This window comes from Flavobacterium sp. (assembly GCF_040402955.1).
Lineage (GTDB): Bacteria > Bacteroidota > Bacteroidia > Flavobacteriales > Flavobacteriaceae > Flavobacterium.
Map to the genome: position 1 here is coordinate 14,216 of NZ_JBBALQ010000015.1, position 24,900 is coordinate 39,115.

18 protein-coding genes are annotated in these 24,900 nt (G+C 32.9%); 10 read left to right on the top strand and 8 right to left on the bottom strand.

Annotated elements, in window-relative coordinates; genetic code table 11:
* Nucleotides 1-4 precede the first annotated feature (4 nt).
* The 4 genes from mdxK to ABWP78_RS07245 all read right to left on the bottom strand — a co-directional run bounded on the left by mdxK (nt 5) and on the right by ABWP78_RS07245 (nt 5,643).
* Nucleotides 5-2,299 carry a maltose phosphorylase MdxK gene (gene mdxK / locus ABWP78_RS07230; protein WP_353170112.1) on the bottom strand — a complete coding sequence of 765 codons (2,295 nt, stop codon included), beginning with the start codon at nt 2,297-2,299 and terminating at the stop codon, nt 5-7.
* Nucleotides 2,300-2,344: 45 nt separating this feature from the next.
* Complete coding sequence (pgmB, locus tag ABWP78_RS07235) at nt 2,345-3,001, bottom strand: beta-phosphoglucomutase (RefSeq protein WP_353170114.1); 657 nt, start codon at nt 2,999-3,001, stop codon at nt 2,345-2,347.
* Between the two features lie 8 nt (nt 3,002-3,009).
* On the bottom strand, nt 3,010-4,416 hold the full coding sequence (locus ABWP78_RS07240) for an MFS transporter (protein ID WP_353170116.1): 1,407 nt from the start codon (nt 4,414-4,416) through the stop codon (nt 3,010-3,012).
* Between the two features lie 207 nt (nt 4,417-4,623).
* A complete protein-coding gene (locus tag ABWP78_RS07245) occupies nt 4,624-5,643 on the bottom strand; it encodes a LacI family DNA-binding transcriptional regulator (RefSeq protein ID WP_353170118.1) in 1,020 nt (339 codons plus the stop codon).
* A 322-nt stretch (nt 5,644-5,965) separates the two neighbouring features.
* Between ABWP78_RS07245 and ABWP78_RS07250 the strand changes: the two genes are divergently transcribed.
* The 4 genes from ABWP78_RS07250 to ABWP78_RS07265 all read left to right on the top strand — a co-directional run bounded on the left by ABWP78_RS07250 (nt 5,966) and on the right by ABWP78_RS07265 (nt 14,683).
* Nucleotides 5,966-8,923 carry a SusC/RagA family TonB-linked outer membrane protein gene (locus ABWP78_RS07250; RefSeq protein ID WP_353170120.1) on the top strand — a complete coding sequence of 986 codons (2,958 nt, stop codon included), beginning with the start codon at nt 5,966-5,968 and terminating at the stop codon, nt 8,921-8,923.
* Nucleotides 8,924-8,934: 11 nt separating this feature from the next.
* Nucleotides 8,935-10,527 (top strand): RagB/SusD family nutrient uptake outer membrane protein, encoded by a 1,593-nt coding sequence (locus tag ABWP78_RS07255; RefSeq protein WP_353170122.1) that lies wholly within the window; start codon nt 8,935-8,937, stop codon nt 10,525-10,527.
* Between the two features lie 20 nt (nt 10,528-10,547).
* Nucleotides 10,548-11,678 carry a SusE domain-containing protein gene (locus ABWP78_RS07260; protein WP_353170123.1) on the top strand — a complete coding sequence of 377 codons (1,131 nt, stop codon included), beginning with the start codon at nt 10,548-10,550 and terminating at the stop codon, nt 11,676-11,678.
* Between the two features lie 113 nt (nt 11,679-11,791).
* Nucleotides 11,792-14,683, top strand: coding sequence for an alpha-amylase family glycosyl hydrolase (locus ABWP78_RS07265; RefSeq protein ID WP_353170125.1), 2,892 nt, complete (start codon nt 11,792-11,794; stop codon nt 14,681-14,683).
* A 23-nt stretch (nt 14,684-14,706) separates the two neighbouring features.
* Here ABWP78_RS07265 and mscL read toward each other — a convergent pair whose 3' ends face one another.
* Genes mscL through ABWP78_RS07280 form a run of 3 tightly spaced genes read right to left on the bottom strand, consistent with a single transcriptional unit; the run spans nt 14,707 to nt 18,199 of the window.
* The gene (mscL, locus tag ABWP78_RS07270) at nt 14,707-15,081 is read right to left on the bottom strand and encodes a large conductance mechanosensitive channel protein MscL (protein ID WP_353170127.1); all 375 of its coding nucleotides are present in this window, start codon (nt 15,079-15,081) and stop codon (nt 14,707-14,709) included.
* A gap of 50 nt (nt 15,082-15,131) precedes the next feature.
* Nucleotides 15,132-17,564 (bottom strand): bifunctional UDP-N-acetylmuramoyl-tripeptide:D-alanyl-D-alanine ligase/alanine racemase, encoded by a 2,433-nt coding sequence (locus ABWP78_RS07275; protein ID WP_353170129.1) that lies wholly within the window; start codon nt 17,562-17,564, stop codon nt 15,132-15,134.
* Nucleotides 17,565-17,608: 44 nt separating this feature from the next.
* Nucleotides 17,609-18,199, bottom strand: a complete 591-nt coding sequence (locus ABWP78_RS07280; protein WP_353170131.1) for a thymidine kinase — start codon at nt 18,197-18,199, stop codon at nt 17,609-17,611.
* A gap of 180 nt (nt 18,200-18,379) precedes the next feature.
* Between ABWP78_RS07280 and ABWP78_RS07285 the strand changes: the two genes are divergently transcribed.
* The 5 genes from ABWP78_RS07285 to ABWP78_RS07305 all read left to right on the top strand — a co-directional run bounded on the left by ABWP78_RS07285 (nt 18,380) and on the right by ABWP78_RS07305 (nt 23,665).
* Nucleotides 18,380-19,360 (top strand): DUF8457 domain-containing protein, encoded by a 981-nt coding sequence (locus tag ABWP78_RS07285; protein WP_353170133.1) that lies wholly within the window; start codon nt 18,380-18,382, stop codon nt 19,358-19,360.
* Nucleotides 19,361-19,437: 77 nt separating this feature from the next.
* Nucleotides 19,438-20,115, top strand: coding sequence for a 16S rRNA (cytidine(1402)-2'-O)-methyltransferase (gene rsmI / locus ABWP78_RS07290; protein ID WP_353170134.1), 678 nt, complete (start codon nt 19,438-19,440; stop codon nt 20,113-20,115).
* Between the two features lie 55 nt (nt 20,116-20,170).
* Nucleotides 20,171-20,482, top strand: a complete 312-nt coding sequence (locus ABWP78_RS07295; protein WP_353170136.1) for a HopJ type III effector protein — start codon at nt 20,171-20,173, stop codon at nt 20,480-20,482.
* A 172-nt stretch (nt 20,483-20,654) separates the two neighbouring features.
* On the top strand, nt 20,655-22,355 hold the full coding sequence (recJ, locus tag ABWP78_RS07300; RefSeq protein ID WP_353170138.1) for a single-stranded-DNA-specific exonuclease RecJ: 1,701 nt from the start codon (nt 20,655-20,657) through the stop codon (nt 22,353-22,355).
* 68 nt (nt 22,356-22,423) lie between these two features.
* Nucleotides 22,424-23,665: an MFS transporter gene (locus ABWP78_RS07305; RefSeq protein WP_353170140.1), complete on the top strand. Its 1,242-nt coding sequence runs from the start codon at nt 22,424-22,426 to the stop codon at nt 23,663-23,665.
* 129 nt (nt 23,666-23,794) lie between these two features.
* Here ABWP78_RS07305 and ABWP78_RS07310 read toward each other — a convergent pair whose 3' ends face one another.
* On the bottom strand, nt 23,795-24,550 hold the full coding sequence (locus ABWP78_RS07310) for a UDP-2,3-diacylglucosamine diphosphatase (protein ID WP_353170146.1): 756 nt from the start codon (nt 24,548-24,550) through the stop codon (nt 23,795-23,797).
* A gap of 142 nt (nt 24,551-24,692) precedes the next feature.
* Here ABWP78_RS07310 and ABWP78_RS07315 point away from each other — a divergent pair.
* A partial coding sequence (locus ABWP78_RS07315; protein ID WP_353170142.1) for a hypothetical protein occupies nt 24,693-24,900 on the top strand: 208 nt, incomplete at its 3' end.

Genomic DNA, 24,900 nt, shown 5'->3' on the forward strand with positions numbered 1-24,900 from the left:
TTTATTAATTTTTTACTAATTGCGATGCGCCATTAATGATTACTTCTACTTCTTGATTTCCTTCAACAGAAACTTTGGTTTCTTGATGGGTTACTTCTATTTTAACGATAGCATTTCTAAAATTGACTTTAAACGAATAGCCTTCCCATTGTTCTGGAATTCTTGGTTCAAAGTGCAATTGGTTGTTTTTTACACGCATTCCTCCAAAACCTTCGACAATACTCATCCAAGTTCCTGCCATAGATGTAATGTGTAATCCTTCGTGCACTTCTTTATTATAATCATCTAAATCCAAACGAGATGTTCTTAAATAAAAAGTATATGCTTGCTCCATTCTTCCTAAAGCAGCTGCTTGAATAGAATGCACACACGGTGAAAGTGAGCTTTCGTGAACCGTAAAAGGTTCGTAAAAATCGAAATGTCTTTCTAATTGTTCTTTGGTAAAATCATCTTCAAAGAAATAAAACCCTTGAAGCGTATCGGCTTGTTTTATGTATGGCGAACGTAAAATTCTGTCCCAACTCCATTTTTGGTTAATTGGTCGTTGAGATTTATCTAAATCGGAAACTTTTACTAATTCTTTATCTAAGAAACCATCTTGTTGTAAAAATACGCCGTGTTCTTCCGAAAAAGGAAAATACATATTGTCTGCTGTATTTTTCCAAGATTGTAATTCGGCGTCATTTAAGTTTACTTTACTCATAATTCTTTCGTAATCAGAAGTGTATTCCGATTTTACTTTTTCAATTTGAGCATACGTATAATTGATACACCATTTTGCTATATAATTGGTATACCAGTTATTATTTACGTTATTTTCGTATTCATTTGGTCCGGTTACTCCTAAAATTACAAACTGATTTTTGTTTGTAGAAAAAGTAGCTCTTTGGTGCCAAAAACGAGCAATTCCGATTAAAACTTCTAATCCTTTTTCTGGAATATAGCTATAATCACCTGTGAATCGGTAATAGTTATAAATAGCAAATGCAATGGCGCCATTTCGGTGAATTTCTTCAAAAGTAATTTCCCATTCGTTGTGACATTCTTCGCCATTCATGGTTACCATTGGATAAAGTGCTGCGCCGTTTTTAAACCCTAAGTTTTTTTCGGCATTTTCGATGGCTTTATCCAATTGATTGTATCGGTATTCTAATAAACTTCTGGCTACATTTTGATCTTTTGTTGCCATATAAAACGGGATGCAATACGCTTCGGTGTCCCAATAGGTTGAACCTCCGTATTTTTCACCCGTAAAGCCTTTAGGACCTATGTTTAGTCGTGAATCTTTACCTAAATAGGTTTGATTTAATTGAAAAATATTGAAACGAATACCTTGTTGTGCTTTGATATCGCCTACTATAGTGATGTCGCTCATTTCCCAAATCTTAGCCCAAGCTTGTTTTTGATTTTCAAATAAAGTAGTATATCCTAAAGTAGTCGCTTGAAGCAATACTTTTTTTGCGGAAGAAATAAGGTATTCTTCTTTATGATTGGTAGAAATGGTGTAGCCACCAAATTTTTGTATACTTACTGTTTGTCCTTGTGTGGCAGCCACTTCATAAGAAAACATAATTTTTGAAGCTTCTTTTGTTACCTCAACAGGTTTTACATCGGTAATTTCGTTATTTACTATAATTTGATTTTGCATATAAGTGGCAACTGTAAACTTTGTTTTTAAAGTTCGAGCCACAATAAATGCACTATTTTCTTCGTTTTTAATTTCTAAGGTTTCCCAGAATTTTTCTTCCCAATTGGTATCTTCATTTTCAATACCGGCATCTAAATACGGTTTAAAAACTACTTTTGCATCCGTATTTATTGGTGTAACTTGGTATTTTATTGCTCCTAATTCATCAATATCTAAATATAAAAACCGAGTAACGTGTATTTTAACTTCCACATCATTTTGCAAAATAGCTTGAAACGAACGTTGGTACCAACCTTCTTTCATATTCAATTCACGTCTGAAGTTTGAAACTGATTTACAAGTTGCTAAGTCTAAATTTTCGCCATTAACTTCTATATTAATACCAATCCAATTTGGTGCATTTAATACTTTAGCAAAATATTCGGGATAGCCATTTTTCCACCAGCCTACTTTTGTTTTATCTGGATAATATACCCCGGCAATGTAACTACCTTGAAACGTATCACCTGAGTAATGCTCTTCAAAATTGGCACGTTGCCCCATAGCACCATTTCCAATACTAAATAAACTTTCGGAAGATTTTACTCTATCCGCTTCAAATCCTTCTTCTATGATTGACCAATTATTTGGTACGATATAATCCTGATTCATTTTCTTTGTAATTTGTCAATTCTCAATTAGTCAGTTTGACAATTTCTATTTGTTAATTAATTGCATTATAAAATCGTTACTCATTTCTGTAAAATCTCTAAAACAAAAATCCGATTCGTGTAATACTTCTTTCTCACCAATACCTACACTGGTCATTCCAGCTACATTTGCCGCTTGAATACCTGCTACTGAATCTTCAAAAACAATAGCATTCTTGTAATCAACCTGAACTTGGTTTGCCCCTTGCAGAAAAACTTCTGGATCGGGTTTGGCATTGGTTACATCATTTCCGTCAACAAGTGCATCAAAATAATGCAAAATGTTTACTTTTTCTATAATTGGTCGGGCATTTTTACTTGCCGAACCCAATACAACATATTGGTTTGTTGTTTTTAAAAACTGAAGCACTTCTTCTACACGAGGTAAAATTTCAGATTTGTCCATTTTATTTACAAATGCTAAATAGTCTTCATTTTTTTGTGCCAACCAATTGTTTTTATCTTCTTGAGACGCTTGCACATTTCCTTGAGATAAAATAATTTCTAACGAACGCACGCGACTTACGCCTTTTAGTTGTTCGTTGATTTCGTGTGTAAAATTAATATTCAAACTATCGGCTAATTTTTTCCATGCCAAAAAATGAAATTTGGCGGTGTCGACAATTACGCCGTCTAAATCGAATATAAATGCTTTTTTGTTCATTTTGTTTGTTAACCTGAAATTGCATTTTTATCTGTAATAAAGAAATTACATACCCCTGCAATAATTAATAATAATCCAGCCAAAAGCATGGCATTAATGTGTGCTTCACCAATTAATTTATATAAATAATTGATTCCTCCAAGTGCAGCAATAATTTGAGGAATTACAATAAACATATTGAAAAGCCCCATCATCATTCCCATTTTATTTGGATTGACTGAACTTGACAACATAGCATAAGGCATCGACAAAATACTCCCCCAAGAAAAACCAATTAATATAAACGAATACATTAATGTTTCTGGTGTAGCATAAAACATGTAAATAAATCCAAATCCACCCAGAATCAAAGATGCCATGTGAATGTATTTTCTATTTATTTTGTTTTTCATCGTATAAAAGGTAAGTAACAAGGCAAAAACCATTGAAGACAATCCATATACACCAGTTGCAGAACCTACTAAATCGGCGGCATTATTGTAAACTTTGTCTTTTGCTTGATATTCTTGCTCTTTTAATGTGCTTAGAAAAATTACTTCTTCTTCGCTGTTTTTAAGAACAGCTCCTTTATTATCCAATTTCGCAAATTCTTTTACATCTGGTTTTGGAGAATGAAAAACATGTTCTGTTAGTGCTGGTGTGGATAAACTCCACATGGTAAAAAATGCAAACCAACTAAAAAATTGAATTAATCCCAATTTTTTCATGGTTGATGGCATTTCTTTCAAACTAATTAGTAAATCTGGAATAAAGCGAGATTCTTTTTTTTCGGCAAGAAATTGATTTAAATCTTCTGGGGGATTTTCTTTTGTAGTAAATATAGTATATAAAATACTTGCAAAAAACACAAATGCGCCAACAGAAAAAGCTACAATTACCGATTGTGGAATAACACCTGCTTTTGCTTCATTAGTTACACCTAATTTATTAACTAACCACGGTAAGTTACTGGCAATCCAGGTTCCAATTCCGATGATTAACGTTTGAATCACAAATCCGTTTGAACGCTGTGATTCGGGTAGTTTATCAGCTACTAGAGCACGAAAAGGTTCCATGCTAATATTAATAGAAGAATCTAAAACCCATAACAAACCTGCTGCAATCCATAATGCAGGAGAATGTGGCATAAAAAATAAAGTAATAGAAGCTAAAATGGCTCCAATAAGAAAAAATGGTTTTCTTCTTCCGAATTTTGGACTCCAAGTATTGTCAGATAAATATCCAACAATTGGCTGCACCAACAAACCAGTTAAAGGTGCGGCAACCCAGAGACCTGGAATGTCGTCTACTTCGGCACCAAGGGTTTGAAAAATTCTTGACATGAAGCCGCCTTGTAAGGCAAAACCAAACTGTATCCCTAAGAATCCGAAACTCATGTTCCAAATTTCCCAGAAACGTAACTTACGCTTTTCCATTTATCGTAATTAGTTATTAATACTACGATAAGCGTTTTTTATGTGCTTATCAAAACTATACTTAATTTTTGAAGTGAAATATAAGCTTTGATTGACACAAATTAAAGTAAATTATTTTAAATAATCTAAAAAATTTGCCTCAAAAAATAGTGAATATAGTAAAAATTAATTTTTAATATATTGACTTTCTAATAGTTAGATAAACTATTACGTTGTCGTAGATTCTCTAAAAATTAATTCAGTTTCTATAATTTCTGTAGTGTATTGTTCGTCATCTTCTGCTTTTTCAAGTCGTTCAATTAGCATTTTTGCTGCTTTTTGACCCATTTTAATTCCGTTTTGACTTACCGTAGTAATTGTTGGTGTTGAAAATTGAGAAATAATTCCATCTGTAAAACCTATAACCGCAATATCATCTGGCACTTTCTTACCTAATTTATTAATCGCTTTAATGGCAGTTACGGCAAATAATTCGTTCACTGCAAAAACAGCATCAATTGTGTTATTTGTAATTAAATCGATAATTTGATCCTGACAATGGTCTATGTCTTCTACTTTTATTATTAAATTTTCATTAAGTTTAATGTTGTAATCCGCCAACGCCTTTAAATAGCCTTCTGTACGAAGTTTTCCAACACTTACATAATCTACAGTTGTTATTAAGGCAATATTTTTATATTTATTTGTGATAAAAAATTCAGTTGCATTATAAGCCGCCAATTGATCATCAATAATAACTTTGTCACAAAAAACATCATTTGTAACGCGGTCAAAAAGTACCACTGGCATTCCTTGATTAATCACTTCTTCTAAATGGTGAAAATCTTTTTTTAGTTGCGTTTCTTTGGAAAGCGACATAATAAAGCCGTCTGTGCTTCCATTGGCAAGCATTTCAAGATTTATCACTTCTTTATCAAAAGATTCGTCCGAAAGCGTCACAATAACATTATAACCAAATTCATTAGCCACGTGCTCAATCCCACTAATAACAGTAGCAAAGAAATGATGTACAATTTCTGGAATTATAATTCCAATGGTTTTTGTTTTCTTGTTTTTTAAACTTAACGCAATATTATTAGGTTTATAGTTATACAATTTGGCAAAAGCTTTCACTTTCAATCTTGTTTCTTCACTAATTTCATGACTGTCTCTTAATGATTTTGAAACGGTTGAAATGGAAATATCAAGCTCTTTTGCAATTTGCTTTAAGGTTACTTTTCTTCTCATTATAATTTTGAATTAAATATAATTTACGGCTACAATATACATTTTTTATTTTTAGTAGAAAAGTGGCGTTTTTTTCAAAATTATGAAAATGGAATTTTAATGATAATAAAATTATTTATCCTATTCATTTTCAGCAAAAAAGACGCATAAATAATAAAGTTTTCAACACGAAAACGTTTTCGTAACGTAATATATTTTAATTGATTTTGATTAATGAAAAATTTACATAAATTTAACCTTTGAAGTGAATATATAAGCAAAAAACTGACTATTAATTTAAACAAAATGTATGAAAACAATGCTAAAAAAATTACTGTTTTTTATGCTCGTTTTACCTTTAAGTGTTTTGGCTCAAAACAGCTTATCAGGTAAAGTAACAGACGCATCTAGCAATCAAGCTATGTCTGGCGTTTCAGTAGTAATTACTGGAACATCTAATGGAACATTCACTAATTCAGATGGAACATTTACTTTGAAAAATGTAAAATCAGGAGACAATGTTTCTTTCTCATTTTTGGGATTTAAAACAGAAACTATCGCTTACACAAATCAACAAGACATTTCAGTTTCTTTACAACAAGACGGACAAGGAATTGAAGAGGTTTTAGTGGTAGGTTACGGTAAAGTTAAGAAAAAAGACGCTACTGGCTCAGTAACGCAAATTTCATCTAAAGATTTTAACAGAGGGGCTACGCCAACTGTTGAAAATTTATTAAATGGTAGAGTTGCCGGTTTACAAATTAATACTGGTGGTGGACCAGGTTCTAGTTCTGATATTAGAATTAGAGGTGGCGCTTCAATTACGGCAAATAGCAGCCCTTTAATTGTGGTGGATGGTTTGCCAATTTCTAATGAGTCTCCTGCAGGTTCAAGAAACTTTTTGGCAACTTTAGACCCAAACACTGTTGAGTCTATCTCTGTATTGAAAGATGCTTCTGCAACTGCTATTTATGGATCTAGAGCTTCTAATGGTGTAATTATCATTACCACCAAAAAAGGAGGCAAAAAGTTAAAAGTGGATTACAATTTTCAATATGGTAGTGGTAAACACTACAGAAAAATTGATGTTTTAAGCTCAGATGAATTTGTAGCAAAAGTTCAACAATTATATCCTGCGCAAGTTGGATCTCCTGGTGTGCCATCTGGAATTGCAGATAACCCAACTACGCCAAATATTGATGAAAGTAGAACCATCTATAACACAGATTGGCAAGAGGAAATATTTAAACCAACAGATTATGTAACCAATAACTTAAATTTAAGCGGAAGTTTATTTGATAAAATTCCTGCAAGATTAAGTGTTGGAAACACATACCAAGAAGGTTTAATAATGACCGACAAGTTTAACAGAAGTACGGCTGGATTAAATTTAAGTCCGAGTTTATTTAAAGACCATTTGAAATTAACTTTAAATGCTAACATTTCTAACGAAAAAAATAATTTTGCTAGAACACCAATTGGAAGCGCAATTAGATTTGACCCTACCAAACCGGTTTACAATGCCAACTCTCCATGGGGTGGATTTTATGAATATGCAGCCCCTAACGGAAATCTAACGGCTTTAGCCCCAAGAAACCCAGTTGCGGAAATTATGCAAAGTGCAAATGTTAGTAAAGTAAATCGTATCTTAGGTAACTTACAATTGGATTATAAATTACATTTTTTACCTGAATTAAGAGCAGTTGTAAACTTCGGTTACGACCAATCTAAAGGAGAAGGAAATCCAACTGTAGCCAAAAATTCTGCGGTATCTGATGGAAATGGTGGTAATGCATTATCTGATAAATATGGAGAGCGATCTAACTATACTTCTTCTTTCACGAATAAATTATTAGACGGATATTTTGTTTATAACAAAAAATTCGGACAATTAGATTTTGAAGGAACAGCAGGTTATTCTTACCAAAAATTTGAAGAAGAAAGATATAATTCTGGAAACCTTTTAAATCCTACAGGCAATTTTTCAGATATTGATAATTCAACAGACAGGGTTTTAATTGGTTATTTTGCCAGAACAAACTTAACGTATAAAGACAAGTACTTATTAACCTTAACGTATAGAAGAGACGGAACATCAGTTTTTGCTAAAGAAAATCAATTTGGTAACTTCCCAGCAGCATCGTTTGCTTGGAAATTAAACAACGAGTTTTTTGCAAATAGCAAAACAATTTCTGACTTAAAACTTAGAGCAGGCTGGGGTATTACAGGACAACAAGATTTAGGAGGATTAAGAGATTACTGGCAAGCTCAATATGCTACAGGAGTTCCTGGATCGCAGTACGTTATTGGTACGACTCCATTAACTGTAGGTTTGCCTAAGCCATACAATCCAAATTTGAAATGGGAAGAAACCACTACATATAATGTAGGTTTAGACTATGGTTTGTTTAACAACAGAATTTCAGGATCGGTTGAAGGGTATTACAAATTATCTGAGGATTTATTGTTTAGAGCTCCTTTTGCTGACGGTTCTAACTTTTCAAACTTTGGACCACAAAATATCGGAAGTTTAGATATTAAAGGAATAGAATTTACCTTAAATGCAGAAGTTGTTAAAAAGGAAAAATTCAACTGGAATGTAAATTTTAATGCTTCAAAATTTGAAAGAAGAATAAAAGAATTGAAAACCGTTAATAATACACCTACTGGTGGAATTGGTGGAGGAACCGGAGCAAGCATTCAAGTATTCTCTGAAGAATGGACGCCAAACTCTTTTTACGTATACAAACAATTATACGGATCAGATGGTATGCCGATTGAAGGTGCTTTTGCAGACTTAAATGGCGACAATATAGTTAACGATAAAGATAAATACATTTTTAACAATACAGATCCGGATGTATTATTAGGATTTCAATCTATTATGAATGTATATGATTTTGACTTCTCATTTAACTTAAGAGCAAGTATCGGAAACAGAATGTATAACAATGTTAATTCTTCTAATGCTTATACAAATAACATGTTTGCCAATTCAATTTTGTCAAATGTTCCAACAAGCACTTTTGATTCTAACTTTGCAAGTTCAGGAAACAACGTAATTTTCTCTGATTATTACATTGAAGATGCCTCATTCTTAAGAATGGACAACATTACATTAGGATATACATTCCCTAATTGGTTAGAAGGTAAAGCTTCTGTAAGATTAAGCGCAGGCGTTCAGAATGCCTTTGTAATTACTAAATATTCAGGTTTAGACCCAGAAGTATTTAGTGGTATTGATAACACAATTTATCCAAGACAAAGACAATTTTTGTTTGGAGTTAATATGAAATTTTAAATAATTGAATTATGAAAAAGATAAAATTTAATTTATTGGTAGTCATTGGTTCTTTTGCATTATTTACATCTTGTACAGATGATTTAAATGTAATTCCAGAAGACGATGACATATTTTTAACAGAAGCGTATTTCAACTCTCCAGGCTCATACAAAACAGGATTAGGAGGCGTTTATGCGAACTTATCGTTAACCGGTTTAAATGGAGCGGGATCGTCTAATATAGAAGGTTTAGATGCCGGAACAAGTCAATTTGGACGTTGTTTATGGAATTTACAAAACTTAACAACAGATGAAGTAATTTGGAGTTATGAAAATGACCCAGGATTGGCCGAATTACAAAGAAACACTTGGACATCTAGTAATGTAATTATATTAGGTATGTACTCTAGAACTATGGCTCAAGTAGCATTTTGTAATGAGTATTTAAGACAAACCAGTGCTGCAAAATTAAGCGCAAGAGGGGTTACAGATCCTACATTACTAGCTAACATTTCTTTATACAGAGAAGAAGCAAGAGCTTTAAGAGCTTATGCCTATTATAATTTGATGGATTTATATGGTAAAGCACCGTTTAATACAGAAAATGAAGCTGTAGGAGTAGCAGGACCAGAATATAGTAGACAACAATTGTTTACCTACATTGAAAGTGAAATGTTAGCGGTAGCTCAAACATTAAAAGCACCTAGAACTAATGAATACGGAAGAGTTGATAAAGCATTCGCATGGATGGTTTTAGCTAAAATGTATTTAAATGCTGAAGTGTATGTGGGTCAAAACAAATACGACCAATGTGTAACTATGTGTAACAACGTAATTGGAGGAGGTTATGGTTTAGAAGCAAATTACTTACGCAATTTTACTGCGGATAACCACACTTCATCAGAAATGATTTTTACTTTACAATCTGATGGTGTGTTGACACAAAACTATGGTCCTACTACTGTTATCCTTAATGGCCAAGTTGGTTCTGTTGAAAATAACGGATCAACATTTGGTGTTGGTGGCTGGGGAGGCGCACTTCGATTAAGAAAGCAATTTGTTGAGAAATTTTCAGCTGCAAGTTTTTCAACAGATGAAAGAAAAACTATTATTTCAGGTTCTAGACCGATTGAAATTACAAATATTGCCCTTCAAGGTCAAGGATATGTTTTAGGAAAATTTTCAAACAAAACATCTACAGGTGTAGCGGGTTCAAATCAGACTTTTGTTGATACTGATTTCCCGTTATTCAGATTAGGCGACGTATATTTAATGTATGCTGAATGTGCTAAAAGAGGCGCAACAAACGCATCAATGTCACAAGCAGTTACTTTTGTAAACAACTTAAGAGAAAGAGCAAACAATAGTACAGCAAATAATATTAGTCAATCAGACTTGACTTTAGATTTCCTTTTAGATGAACGTTCAAGAGAATTACATTGGGAAGGGCACAGAAGACAAGACTTAATTCGTTTCAACAAATATGTTGGGGGAAGCTATAACTGGGCTTGGAAAGGAAATAGTTCAAGTGGAGTAGCGATTTCAAATCACTTTAAAGTGTTCCCTATTCCTTCAAATAGTTTAGCAGCAAATCCTAATTTAACACAAAACACAGGTTATTAATCATTAAAAATTTAACAATTATGAAAAATATTTTTAAATCCATTTTAACAGTCGCTTTATTTGCTGGTTTGTCTTCTTGTGAAGAAGAGAGTAACTTAACTTATATTACACCCGCAGCGCCATCATTTCAAATCATTACACCAACAACTGGTGAAGGTGCCATTTTAAGCGCCACTGCATTAAACAATCCTGCCATTACATTAACTTGGGATCCTGCGCAATATTCTACACCTTCAAGTGTAACGTACACAGTACAATTAGCGCCAAATGGTTCTGATTTTTCTAATGCGCAAGATCTATCAACTACTACAAACAGAAATGCAACTGTAACAGCGGGTCAATTAAACGTTCCTGCATTAACAGCTGGTGCTGTACCATTTGTTTCAACTCCTTTAGACTTTAGAATCAAAGCAACTGTAGCAGGGCAAATACCATTATATTCAAATAAAATTACATATAATATAACTGCTTTTGGTTGTTTAGGTCAATTTGCAGTAGGAGCTGGAATACCATCTGCCGGATGGAATTGGAATACACCAGCAAATTTAATTTGCGACAATAATGTATTAACTATGAGAGTAGGTTTAATTAATGATGCCTTCCGTTTCTTTACACAAAGTGGTAACTGGGGTTCAGGAAGAAACTATCCATATTACAGTAACTTAGGATACAAAATTGTTAGTGTATTAATAAATGCAAATGACGGTGATAGTAACTTCAAATTTATGGGAACTCCTGGGACTTACCGTGTAAAAATTGACGAAAACACTAAAACTATTGGTGTAGCTAAAAGTACTGTTACTACTGGTATTGAACCAAGTTCATTCTGGTTAGTTGGAGCTGCAACTCCAGGTGGATGGTCATGGACTGGAAATAACGAAACTGAATTACCAGTTGTGTCAAATAACACATATGAAGTACCTGTTAGATTAACTAATAATGACTCATTTAGAGTTTGGGAAGCTAATGACGGTGGAGATAGTTGGGGAAGTACAAATAGAAACTACCCATATTATGTTACTAATGGCTACACAATTGACTCTGAATTAATTAATGCCCTTGATGGTGATAGCAACTTTAGATATGTTGGTCCTACAGGTGTAAGATTACTAAAAATTAACACTACTACAAAAGTTATTTCTGTAGATTAATTTTAATTATAAAAAAAAATGAGCTATATGTAATTCATATAGCTCATTTTTAATTTAAAAAATCGAATATATTAGTAAATAAAAGTTTTTAATCGAACTAATAAAACTTAAAAATGAAAAAAATTACAAATATAATAGTTCTGCTGTTTGCTCCATTCTTATTTGCACAGCAGCAAACAGTAACGTATTCTATAAGTCCTTCAACATTTGAAGACACTCAATACATTACCATAACCATTAATGGAAATTCAATAAATGAATCTAATTGGGCTTCTGGTAATAATTTATATTTGTGGGCTTGGTCGTTTGATACTAATGATAGCAATATTTTAGATTGTCCAACCAATGGAACATGGACAGATTCTAACGAAACAAACAAATTAATTTACAATTCTGGAACCGACGCCTACACTTACACGCTTACGCCAAACGCATTTTATAATCGATTTACAGGAATTGGTAAAATTGGTTTTCTTGTTAAGGCAAAAAACGGAACAGGAGATAAAAAATCTCAAGACATTACATCAGAAGTAGGTGCCTTTAATTTTAATTTAGCAACTCCTTCAAATACAAATACCATATTAAATTCTGGTGGAAATTTATTTATTTCAGCCAATCACACAAACGGAACCGCAAATTATGTGCTAAAAGCAAACGGTACAACTATAAATACTTTAAATGCCGCAGCAACAAGCTATAGCTACACCGCATCAAATATTACAACTAATACAAATTTTACTTTAGAAGTTACACAAGGAACTATTACATTAACTAAATCGTTTAGTGTAATTGTGGCGCCTTCTTCAGTTACTTCAGCACTTTTACCAACAGGCTTGGAAATTGGTATAAATTACAATAATACAGATGCAACAACAGCTACATTAGTTTTAGAAGCACCAGGAAAAGATTTTATATATGTGGCAGGAAGCTTTAACAATTGGCTACCTAATGCTACTTTCCTAATGAAAAAAAACACATCTGGTACTAAATTTTGGTTAGAATTAACCGGCCTTACACCAGGTCAAATATATACTTATCAATATTGGGTAGTAGACCAAACACCAACAACCAATTCACCAAATTTAGTAAAAACTGCAGATCCTTGTTCCACTTTGGTATTGTCGCCATACGACGATCAATGGATACCTGCATCATCATATCCTAACTTAACAGCTTATCCAGTAGGGCAAGAAAGGGAAGTTACCCTACTCCAAACTGGTCAAACACCATACAATTGGCAAGTTACAAACTTCACTAAACCAAATAAAGATAAATTAGTAATTTATGAGGTACTTGTAAGAGATTTTGATTCAGATAGAAATTACCAGGACTTAATTGATAAAATAGAGTATTTTAAAAACTTAGGAATAAATGCAATTGAGTTAATGCCTGTAATGGAGTTTGAAGGAAATGAAAGTTGGGGGTATAACACCGCCTATCACATGGCTTTAGATAAATTTTATGGTACTGAAAATAAATTCAAAGAGTTTGTTGATATATGTCATCAAAATGGAATTGCAGTAATATTAGACATTGCCTTCAATCATGCATTCGGGAGAAATCCTTTAATAAGAATGTGGATGAATGACTCTAATAGTGGAGTTCTAGATGGTTGGGGACCACCAAACACAGACAACCCATATTTTAATACCGTAGCACTTCATAGTTATAGCGTAGGAGAAGATTTTAATCATACAAGCACTTTTACGCGCGAATATGTGAACAAAACTTTAAAACATTGGATAACTGAATTTAAAATTGATGGCTTCCGTTGGGATTTAACTAAAGGTTTTACTCAAAATTGTACAAATACTAATGAATCGTGTACTAACGGATATCAAGCAGATCGAGTAGAAGTTTTAAAATTATATGCTGATTATTCTTGGTTATTAGACCCTAATCATTATGTTATATTTGAACATTTAGGTTCTGATTTTGAAGAACAGCAATGGGCAAATTACAGATTATCTGAAGGGAAAGGAATTATGATGTGGGGAGAAATGTTTACACAATATAAAGAATTAGCTATGGGATATTCTAATACCACTGGAAACATTAATAGAATGGGACACGTGAGTAGAGGATTTACAGGAAAGCGTTTAGTAGGATACCCTGAAAGTCATGATAAAGACCGATTGATGTATGAAGCAAAAACATTCGGAAATAATTCTGGTACAAGTCCAGTATTTAGTAACGAAACCAATACTATAAATAGAATGTCAGCTCTGGGTGCAATAAGTTTGTTAATCCCTGGCCCAAAAATGATTTGGCATTTTCAAGAATTAGGAATGGACGATTCTATTTTTACTTGTACAGATGGCGCCGTAAATAGTCAAATTGATGCCATTTCTGGGGATTGTAAATTAGCTGCAAAACCACAACCACAATGGGTAGAAAACTGGTTGACAACAACCCCAAGAAGCAATATTTATTCTAATTTTAGTAAATTTACAAAACTTAAAAAAGGAGAAGCTGTTTTTAGCGGAGATTATGCAATTGCTCCAGATGCATCGGACAACTTAAAACAAAGAATTTATATTTATGATAATGCCTTGCCAACAACGCAGTTAAAAAATGTAGTCATTTTAGCAAATTTGTACACAAGTAACCAAAATATTGTTGCCGATTTTCCATACACCGGAACATGGTATAATTTAATGGATAACACAACTACAAATGTAACCGCAACAAACATGCAAATTACATTAGGTCCAGGAGAATACCGAATTTTTGGAAATCAAGTTTCTACAGCATTATCTAATGAAAGTTTTGAAGCAATTTCTAAAGTGGAATTGTATCCAAATCCTAGTACAAACGCTTTTCATATTTCTGTTGATGCTAAAAAAGTAGAAATTTATTCGCTTACAGGACAATTAATTCAAACCGAAAACAATTGTATAGCAAATAAAGAAATAAATATTTCTAACTTAGCTAAAGGGATTTATATTGTAAAAATCACCAATTCAGATGCGATTTCTATTAGTAAGAAATTGATAAAAGAATAAACTGACTAGTCTAACTTATCAGTTTATTTTTTTAATAAATCTCTAATTTGAGTTAAAAGTTCTTCTTGTGTTGGTCCGGAAGGTGTTGAAATTTCTTCTTCGGTTTTTTTAATTTTATTAAGTGATTTTACCATTAAAAAAATCACAAAAGAAATTACTAAAAACCCGATTATAGCAGCTAAAAATTTACCGTATAAAATTCCGCCATCGGTTTTTAAAAGCGCTAAATCAGCTACGTTTGCTGCTTTTAAGGCTGGGCTTAGAATAGCAGGTGTTATTACATCATCTACAAGTGATTTTACAATGCCACCGAAAGCACCTCCAATGATGACACCAACAGCTAAATCCATTACATTGCCTTTTGCAATAAAATCTTTAAATTCAGAAATAATTTTCATATATGTTACATTTGGTCTCACGAATTTATAAAAAAAAATAAAAAATAATTTTAATTTTTATAGAAAATTCTTTTTACACGTTGCGAAATACTGGTTAAAATTTCATATGGAATGGTATCACAAACGCTTGCTATTTCTTCTACATGTGGGTTTTCCCCAAAAATTATTACTTCATCACGTTCTTCACACGGAATAGAAGTTACATCAACCATAAGCATATCCATACAAATATTTCCTAAAATGGTGGCTTTTTGGTTGTGAATGACTACATATCCTTTTTCATTTCCCCAAGCACGTCTAATTCCGTCTGCATATCCAATAGGAATTGTTGCAATTCGCATTTCTTTTTGAACTACAAATTTTCTATTATAACCAATGCTTTCGTTTTCGTTAACGGTTCTTATTTGCGAAATAATACTTTTTAAAACACTCACATTTTCCAACGAAATTTGCTCTTCTTCCGAATTGCCTACGCCATAAATTCCAATTCCCAATCGTACCATTTCAAATTGATATTCTGGGAAATTGAAAATCCCGGAAGTATTTAAAATATGCCGTATAGGTTGAATTTGTAAAGTAGTAGAAATTTCTGTAGCAATCGCTTCAAATTGCTCAATTTGTTGTAAGGTAAACAATTTAAAATCAAAGTTATCTGATGCCGCTAAATGCGAAAAAACACTGGTTACTTTCACAAAATTATTGTGTTGTAATAACGTAATTAATTCTGAAACTTCCGATTTTTCAAAACCTAAACGATGCATTCCGGTATCAATTTTTAAATGAATAGGATATCCGTTGAGGTTTTTTTCTTTTGCCAATTCAATAAAGGAAGTGATTCCAGAAAGAGAATACATTTCGGGTTCCAATTGATAAGCTATCATAGCCTTATAGCTACTAATTTCAGGATTTAATACCATTATTGGTGTAGTTATTCCTGCTTTGCGCAATGCAATTCCTTCATCGGCGAAAGCCACACCCAAATAGCCAACTTTTAAATGTTCCAGCTGTTTGGCAATTTCATAGCCGCCATTTCCATAACCAAACGCTTTTACCATTACCATAATTTTGGTATTTTGGTGAAGTTTTTGTTTGTAAAAATTATAATTTGTAGTTAGAGCATCAAGGTTAATTTCTAAAACCGTTTCGTGATTTTTTTCTTCTAATAAAACAACAATTTCATCAAAATTAAAACTTCTGGCGCCTTTGATTAAAATGGTTTCGTTTTTAAACGAATCGGTATTAAATTGTTGTAAAAATGCCTGCGTGTGGGCAAACGAAATCACATTTGGCACATCTTGAAAATACTTTCCAATGGTTTCTCCGATGGTAATAATTTGTGCAACATTATTTTGTTGTAATAATTTGATTACATTACTATAAAGTTCATTTAAATTTAACCCACTTTGAAAAATATCAGATAAAATAATGGTTTTTTTCTGATGTAGTTTTTGCTGATCTAAAAAATCCAATGCAATTTTTAACGATTGATAATCGCTTGAAAAACTATCATCAATTAACAAACAATTATTAATTCCTTTTTTGGCTTGAAGCCGAATTTCTATATTATATAATTTTGAAATTCTATCCGTTATTGTTGAAATGGCAATATTTAAATATAATAAAGTGCAAATACAAGTTATCGCATTTTCAATAGAAATAGCATCTGTAAACGGAAGTGAAACTTTAAAAATTTCGTTTTTATATTGAATTTCTAAAGAAGTTTTTAGGTTGTTTTTAACGTTAGAAAGTATAAATACAGTGGCTTTGGTGTCTTCAAAACTCCAAGTAAAGGTTGGTATTGTTATGTGTTTTTCAATCCAATCGTTTTTCTCTAAGATTAGCACTTCAGCTCTAGAAAATAACTGACATTTTTCGATTATTTTTTCTTCAACAGTGGTAAATCCTTCTTGATGTGCGCTCCCTAAATGTGTAAAAATTCCAATATTCGGCTGAATGATTTCTGCTAATTGTTGCATTTCGCCTTTTAAAGAAATTCCGGCTTCAAAAATGCCTAGCGTATGATTTTCATTTACTCCAAAAACAGAAAGCGGTACTCCAACTTGCGAATTAAAGCTTTTAGGACTTCTAACAACTGAATAATCTGGACTTAAAAGAAAATTTAACCATTCTTTTACAATTGTTTTTCCATTACTACCTGTAATTCCGATAGTTTCTATTTGAAATTGATTTTTATATGCTTTTGCCAAATTTTGTAAAGCGGCTGTAGTGTTTTCTACTATACAAAAATGAGCTTTTCCTTTCACATTATCTGGAATATATTCAACTACAAAATGCTGCACACCTTTTTCAATTAAACTTTCTATAAAAATATGTGCATCATTATTTTGGCCTTTCAAACAAAAAAATAAAGTAGTATTTCCGTTTTGTAAACTACGACTATCAATAGAAATATGCTCAAATTCTATTATGGAATTAGAGAAGTTTATATGGGCTTCGTGTAATATGTTGGATTTTACTACCATTTTCACTAATTAATTTGTATAAATTCGTGCAATTTGTGTTTAATTTACTTGTCTTTTTCTTCACGCATCGCTTTATAATAAGCGGCTCTACTTAAAGGTTCATATTCTTCAGTTTCACCTAACATTACTAATTTTTTATCGTCTGATTTTCTAAAGCTATAATTGGCTAAATTTCCTGTTCTGGTACATACAGCATGCACCTTCGTAACATATTCTGCAGTTGCCATAAGTGCAGGCATTGGTCCAAAAGGATTGCCTTTAAAATCCATATCCAAACCGGCTACAATTACTCTAATGCCACTATTGGCTAAATCATTGCAAATTGTAATTATTTCATCATCAAAAAACTGGGCTTCATCAATACCTACAACATCACAACCTTGTGCTAAAATTCTAATATTTTCTGCAGCTGGAACTGGTGTAGAACGAATTTCGTTTTTGTTGTGCGATACTACCATTTCATCATTATATCGCGTGTCTATTGCTGGTTTAAAAATCTCAACCTTTTGTTTGGCAAATTGTGCGCGTTTTAATCGTCTAATTAATTCTTCTGTTTTACCTGAAAACATAGAGCCACAGATAACTTCTATCCAGCCAAATTGTTCTTCCTGATTTACCGTATTTTCTAAAAACATTTTTAATCTAAATTAATTAACTTCAAGATAAAGGTATAAAAATATGTGTACATTTTTGTTGAAAAAAAAATTGTAAAAAGACCTTCCACAAGAATTTATACACATTATTTCTTTTACCTTTGTAATAATAACAAAAATATAAAAATCAACGCTATAAAAGTTCAACACAAACAAAAAGTTATGAAGAAAAAAATTGAAGGCGAATTAATTAGCATTGCGCACCGTTTATTAAAGCTCAAAAATCATACAGAAACCATTCAATTACTTGAGGAAGTGAAAAAATTGTATGAACAATTAGCACTTTTAAAATTTTATGAAGCGAATACCGCTTTGGTAAATGAAGAGTTTTCAGAAGAAGTTTTTGAAGAAAAAGTGGAGAAAATTATAGTAGGATCCATTGAAGTTGTAGAAGAAGAGGAAATTTATCCAGAAATGGCTTCAAAAGAGCATATTGCACAAATTGAAGAAGAACTTTTTGAGAAAAATGATATTTCTCACGAACTTTTTCCATCAAAAGAAATAGAGGAGATTGAAAAAGAAGAAATTATTTCTGAAAGTATTGAGGAAGAAACACTTGATGAAGAATTACTTGAAGAAAAATCAGTTGAAGAAGAAGAGCCAGAACAAGTAATTGAAACTCAAATAAAGAAGAAAAAAACGACTTCAAATCCTGAAATTATTGGTACAAAAGTGACCAAACAAATTTCAATGGAAGACATATTAATTCACGATTATCAAGATACGTTTTTTGAGAAAAAAGAAACTGAAAATGTGCCAACTTCTGATAGTTCTGAACCCATAACAGAAGATGAAATTATTGAAGAAAATGGCGAAGAAATTAGTGCTGAAGTTTTGCCAGACTCAGAATCAACTCTAGAAGTTGAAATAGAAATAGCGTCTGAAAGTATTGAAGAAGCTCCAGTTGTAAATGGTAAAGCTATTGTTTTAGGATTGAATGATAAAATTGCTTTTGAGAAAAATTTATTTGCTGGAAACGGCGACGATTTAAACAGAGTATTATCTCAATTAAATACTTTTACAAATTGGGAGGAAGCAAAATCTTTTGTGTTAGATTTTGTAAAACCAGATTATAATAATTGGGAAAATAAAGAAGAATTTGAAGTACGATTTTTAGAAATTGTAGAAAATAAATTTAAATAAAGACTGCTTTATTAAACACAAATTCACACAAAATAATCAGTGAAAATTTGTGTAATCTGTGTTTTAAATTGTTTTAAATGAGTAAATTATACATAGTTCCTACGCCAATTGGCAATTTAGACGACATGACGTTTCGTGCCATTCGCGTGCTTAAAGAAGCCGATTTAATATTAGCCGAAGACACACGTACCAGCGGAAAATTGCTAAAGCATTTTGAAATTACTACGCACATGCACAGTCACCACATGCACAACGAACATAAAACCGTAGAAAATGTAATTGCTCGAATAAAAGGTGGCGAAACCATTGCATTAATTTCCGATGCGGGAACGCCAGCCATTTCCGACCCTGGTTTTTTGTTAACACGCGCTTGTGTAGAAAACGGAATTGAAGTAGATTGTTTGCCAGGAGCTACCGCTTTTGTACCCGCTTTGGTAAATAGTGGTTTGCCGAATGATAAATTCGTTTTCGAAGGGTTTTTACCCGATAAAAAGGGCAGACAAACACGATATTTGGCTTTAGCCGAAGAAACCAGAACTATGATTTTATACGTTTCTCCACATAAATTGAACAAAACGTTAACCGAATTTATTCAGTATTTTGGTGCACATAGACCCATTTCTGTTTCCAGAGAAATTTCAAAATTGCACGAAGAAAGCATCCGCGGAACAGCCGAAGAAGTCCTAAAACACTTTGAAGCAAAACCGGCAAAAGGGGAGATTGTTGTAGTTGTTGGTGGCAAATCTTTGAAATAAAACATTAAAGACCTGACAGGTTTTTAAAACCTGTCAGGTCTATAAATAAAACCTAATGGAACTACTCAACAAAAAATCTTTCCCAGAAACTATCACTTTCATTGATGAAAAATATACTTTCACACCTACGACTTTCAAAAATGGAAATCAATTAAACAATGCTGGTGAAAATAATGGTTCGTGTAAAATTTTTGCATTTGCTCAATTACAGCAATTTACCAAAGAAGAAACCTTATCGTTATTCGGTGATTTCTATCAAGATGTTTTATACTCACCAGAAGCTTCCGACCATCAAAATATAAGAAATTTTATGATTTTCGGTTGGGATGGTATTCATTTTGAAGACGAAGCGTTACAGACAAAGTAAAAAGTAAATCTTAGTGAATTAAACTATTTTTTTGCCACGGATTACTTGATTTGCACGGATTTAATCCTTATAATCTGAGAAATCAGTGGCTGATATTAAAAATATTTATATCTTTGTTATTCATTACTATAAGCCAAAAATGTAATTCACAAACCGTAAATCCAAAATCACTATGCGTTGGAATCTAAAATCAAAGCCAGAAAAAGAAAAAGTACAAGCCTTACAAAACTTCCTTCAAGTAGATGAAATCATCGCTACTTTATTAGTTCAAAGAGGAATAGAAACCTTTGAACAAGCCAAAACATTTTTCCGTCCCACTTTAGAAGATTTGCACAATCCGTATCTAATGAAAGATATGGACAAAGCGGTTTCTCGTATTGAAAAAGCCATTGCCAATAACGAAAATATTTTAGTTTTTGGCGATTATGATGTAGATGGAACAACCGCTGTTTCCTTAGTTTCAAGTTATTTACGAAGTTTTTATCCCAATGTGGCGACGTATATTCCAGATAGATATAACGAAGGTTACGGCATTTCCTATCTCGGAATTGACTATGCCGAAGACAATGATGTTTCCTTAATAATCGCACTCGATTGTGGAATAAAATCGATCGAACACGTGAATTATGCTAAGGCCAAAAACATCGATTTTATTATTTGCGACCATCACCGACCTGGCGATTCATTGCCCGATGCCATTGCGGTTTTAGACCCAAAACGTACTGATTGCAGTTATCCGTATGACGAATTATGTGGTTGTGGTGTTGGATTTAAATTGATTCAAGCGTTAGCCGAAAACAGAAACCAAACTATTGAAGATTTACTTCCTTATTTAGACTTGGTAGCGACTGCCATTGCTGCTGATATTGTTCCAATTACTGGTGAAAATCGAGTGTTGGCGAAATTTGGATTAGAAGTCATAAATACCAATCCGAGACCAGGAATTAAAGCCTTAATTCAAAATGTAAAGAAAAAAGTTTTAACGATAACCGATGTGGTTTTTATCGTAGCACCAAGAATCAACGCTGCCGGAAGAGTGAAACACGGAAACGAAGCCGTGGCACTTTTAACCGAATACGATTTAGAACAAGCGGAACAATTTGCATCTGAAATTGAGCAGCACAATTCGGACAGAAAAGAATTAGATAAACAAATTACTAAAGAAGCGTTACTTCAAATCGAAGAAAACAACGAACAAAACCGATTTTCAACGGTTGTATATCAAGAAAATTGGCACAAAGGCGTCATCGGAATTGTCGCATCTCGATTGGTTGAAAAGTATTATCGTCCAACGATTGTTTTTACAAAAAGTGGTGAAAAATTTACCGCCTCGGCTCGTTCTGTAAAAGATTTTGATGTCTATAATGCCTTAGAAGCGTGTGCCGAACATTTGGAACAATTTGGAGGTCACATGTATGCTGCCGGAATGACATTGAAAGAAGAAAATTACGAAAATTTCAAAGCAGCTTTTGAAAATGAAGTTAAAAAAACCATTCCTCCCGATTTATTAATTCCTGAAATCTCAGTAGATTTAGAAATGAATTTTTCGGATCTTGATGAAAAATTTATGCGCATTCTAAAACAATTTGAACCCTTTGGACCAGAAAATATGACACCAGTTTTTATTTCGAAAAATATAATCGATTCGGGTTATGCGAAAACATTGGGTAACGATGCCGAACATTTAAAAGCCTTCGTGAAACAAAATAATTCGCCAAATTTTAATGCGATTGGTTTTGGACTTGGAGCTAAAATAGATGTTGTAAAAAATAGAAATCCGTTTGAAGCCGTTTATGTTTTAGAAGAAAACGAATGGAACGGAACGGTTAGTTTACAATTGCAATTGCGCGATGTAAGAACCAATAAAATGTAAAATAAATATTAAATAATAAAAATCTTTGCGACATTTGCGAGAATTTTCTCGTCTTTGCGGTAAAAAATATGACAAAGAAAGACCCATTTTCAGCTTTACGAATCCCAGAATTTCGTTGGTTTATACTTATGCGATTAGCCATTGTATTGGCTTGGTCTATGCAATTTGTCTTAATAGAATGGGAAGTATACCGAATTACCAAAGACCCTTGGTCATTAGGATTAATTGGGCTCATGGAAGTAATTCCGGCTATAGTTATGGCGCTGTTTGCTGGGCACATTGTAGACCAATCTGAAAAAAGAAATATGTTGCTCAAATGTTTTGCAGGAACGGCAACAATCAGTATTTTATTTTGTTATTTGGTTCATCCTGAAACCGCTAAAACCATTGGAAAACAACCTTTTTTATATGCTATTTATGCCTTAGTTTTTTTAGGCGGCATCATTCGTGCGTTTATCATTCCATCTGTTTTTAGTTTGTTAGGATTAATTGTTCCAAAAACACAATTTACCAATGCGGCTACTTGGAGCAGTTCATCTTGGCAAGTTTCTGCCGTAATCGGACCCGCTTTAGCTGGATTTTTAATTGGAGGAATTGGCGTTTTCAACTCTATGATTTTCGTGACAATTTCTATTTTTTTAGGCATTTTTATGTTGTTGCAAATTAGTAAAAAACCCATTTTAAATAAAAAAATTGGCGAACCCATTTCCGAAAGTTTAAAAGCCGGAATTAGATTTGTATTTCAAAATAAAATTATTTTAAACGCACTTTCGTTAGATATGTTTGCGGTTTTATTTGGTGGAGCAGTAGCCTTATTGCCTATTTTCGCACAAGATATTTTACAAGTAGGTTCAGAAGGTTTCGGAATTTTAAGAGCCGCACCAGCCATTGGTGGATTACTAACTATGCTGGCTTCTACGATGTTTTCTATCGAAAAAAATACAGGAAAAAAATTACTGTTAGCCGTTTTCGGATTTGGAATTTGTATTATCGTTTTTGGATTATCCCAAAACTTTTGGATTTCAGTAATTGCTTTATTTTTAAGCGGTGTTACCGATGGATTTTCCGTGGTCATTCGTTCTACAATTCTTCAAATTTACACGCCCGATGATATGCGCGGAAGAGTTTCATTTGTAAATTCCATTTTTGTGGGTTCTTCAAACGAATTAGGAGCCTTTGAAAGCGGTCTAACATCTAAATTATTCGGAGTAGTAAACGCCGTAGTTTTTGGTGGTGTAATGACGTTATTCGTAGCAGGAACCACCGCAGTTGCTTCACCAAAATTCAGAGATTTAGAAATAGAGAAGTAATTTTTCGGGCGTTACCACAAGGGTCGGGCTGTACGCTATATCTTTTTATTTTGCCTTGCTTTAGGGCAGTCAAAATAAAAAGGATGCCGCTTCCATCCCTAACGCAAATTCGTTTTCAATAGCACTTTTTTATTCGTATTTTTTCAATTCAAATGTTTCACCATCAAAAACGCCGTAAGTAAAATAGCCAATCCAATCCCCTAAGTTGATGTATTTCGATTGTTCATTTAAAGTAATTTCCATAGGTAAATGGCGGTGTCCAAAAACAAAAAAGTCATAATGCTTTGTTTCTAATTTACGTTTGCAATATTGAACCAACCATTCATTTTCTTCCCCTAAAAATTTCACGTCTTCCGCGCCAGAAATAAGTTTGTTTTTAACCGATAAATATTGCCCTAATTTCACACCAACATCAGGATGCAACCAACGAAACAACCATTTTGAAAATGGATAGGTAAATAGTTTTTTCATGCGTTTATAACCCTTGTCGCCAGGACCTTTTCCGTCACCGTGACCTATTAAAAAGGTTTTTCCGTTAAAGGTAAATTTTTGATTATCATGATAAACAGGAATATTGAGTTCTTTTTCAAAATAATCGCCCATCCATAAATCATGGTTTCCTACAAAGAAATAAATAGGAATCCCAGCGTCTCTTATTTCAGCTAATTTTCCTAAAACTCGAACAAAACCTTTAGGAACAACGGTTTTATATTCGAACCAAAAATCAAATAAATCGCCTAGTAAAAAAATGGCTTCCGCGTCTTTTTTAACCTCGTCTAACCAAGCTACAAATTTTTGTTCTCTAGGAAAACTAATTTCTGAAGTTGGCGCACCAAAATGTTGGTCGGAAGCAAAATATATTTTTTTCGAATTCAAAATAATTATTTTTTACAAAATTAGCAAAAATAAATACACAAAAAACAGCTTTTTATCGACAAAAAGACATCTTTCGTCGATATATTGGTGAAGTTTAGTAAAAGTTTATATTTTTGTTAACTTAAAGACATTAATTAATCCCAATACTATAATGAAAAAATTACTTTTATTATTATTTATGTTCGCAGGTTTCAGCGTTTTCGGACAAATATCCGAAAACTTTGAAGGCACAACATTTCCACCAACTGGCTGGACAACCTTTGAAACAGGAACAGGAGCAGGTCAGAGTTGGTCTGAAACCAATTTAGGCGTTTTCACCTATGGAGGGGTTGGTAAATCAGCAATGATTAACAAAGAAA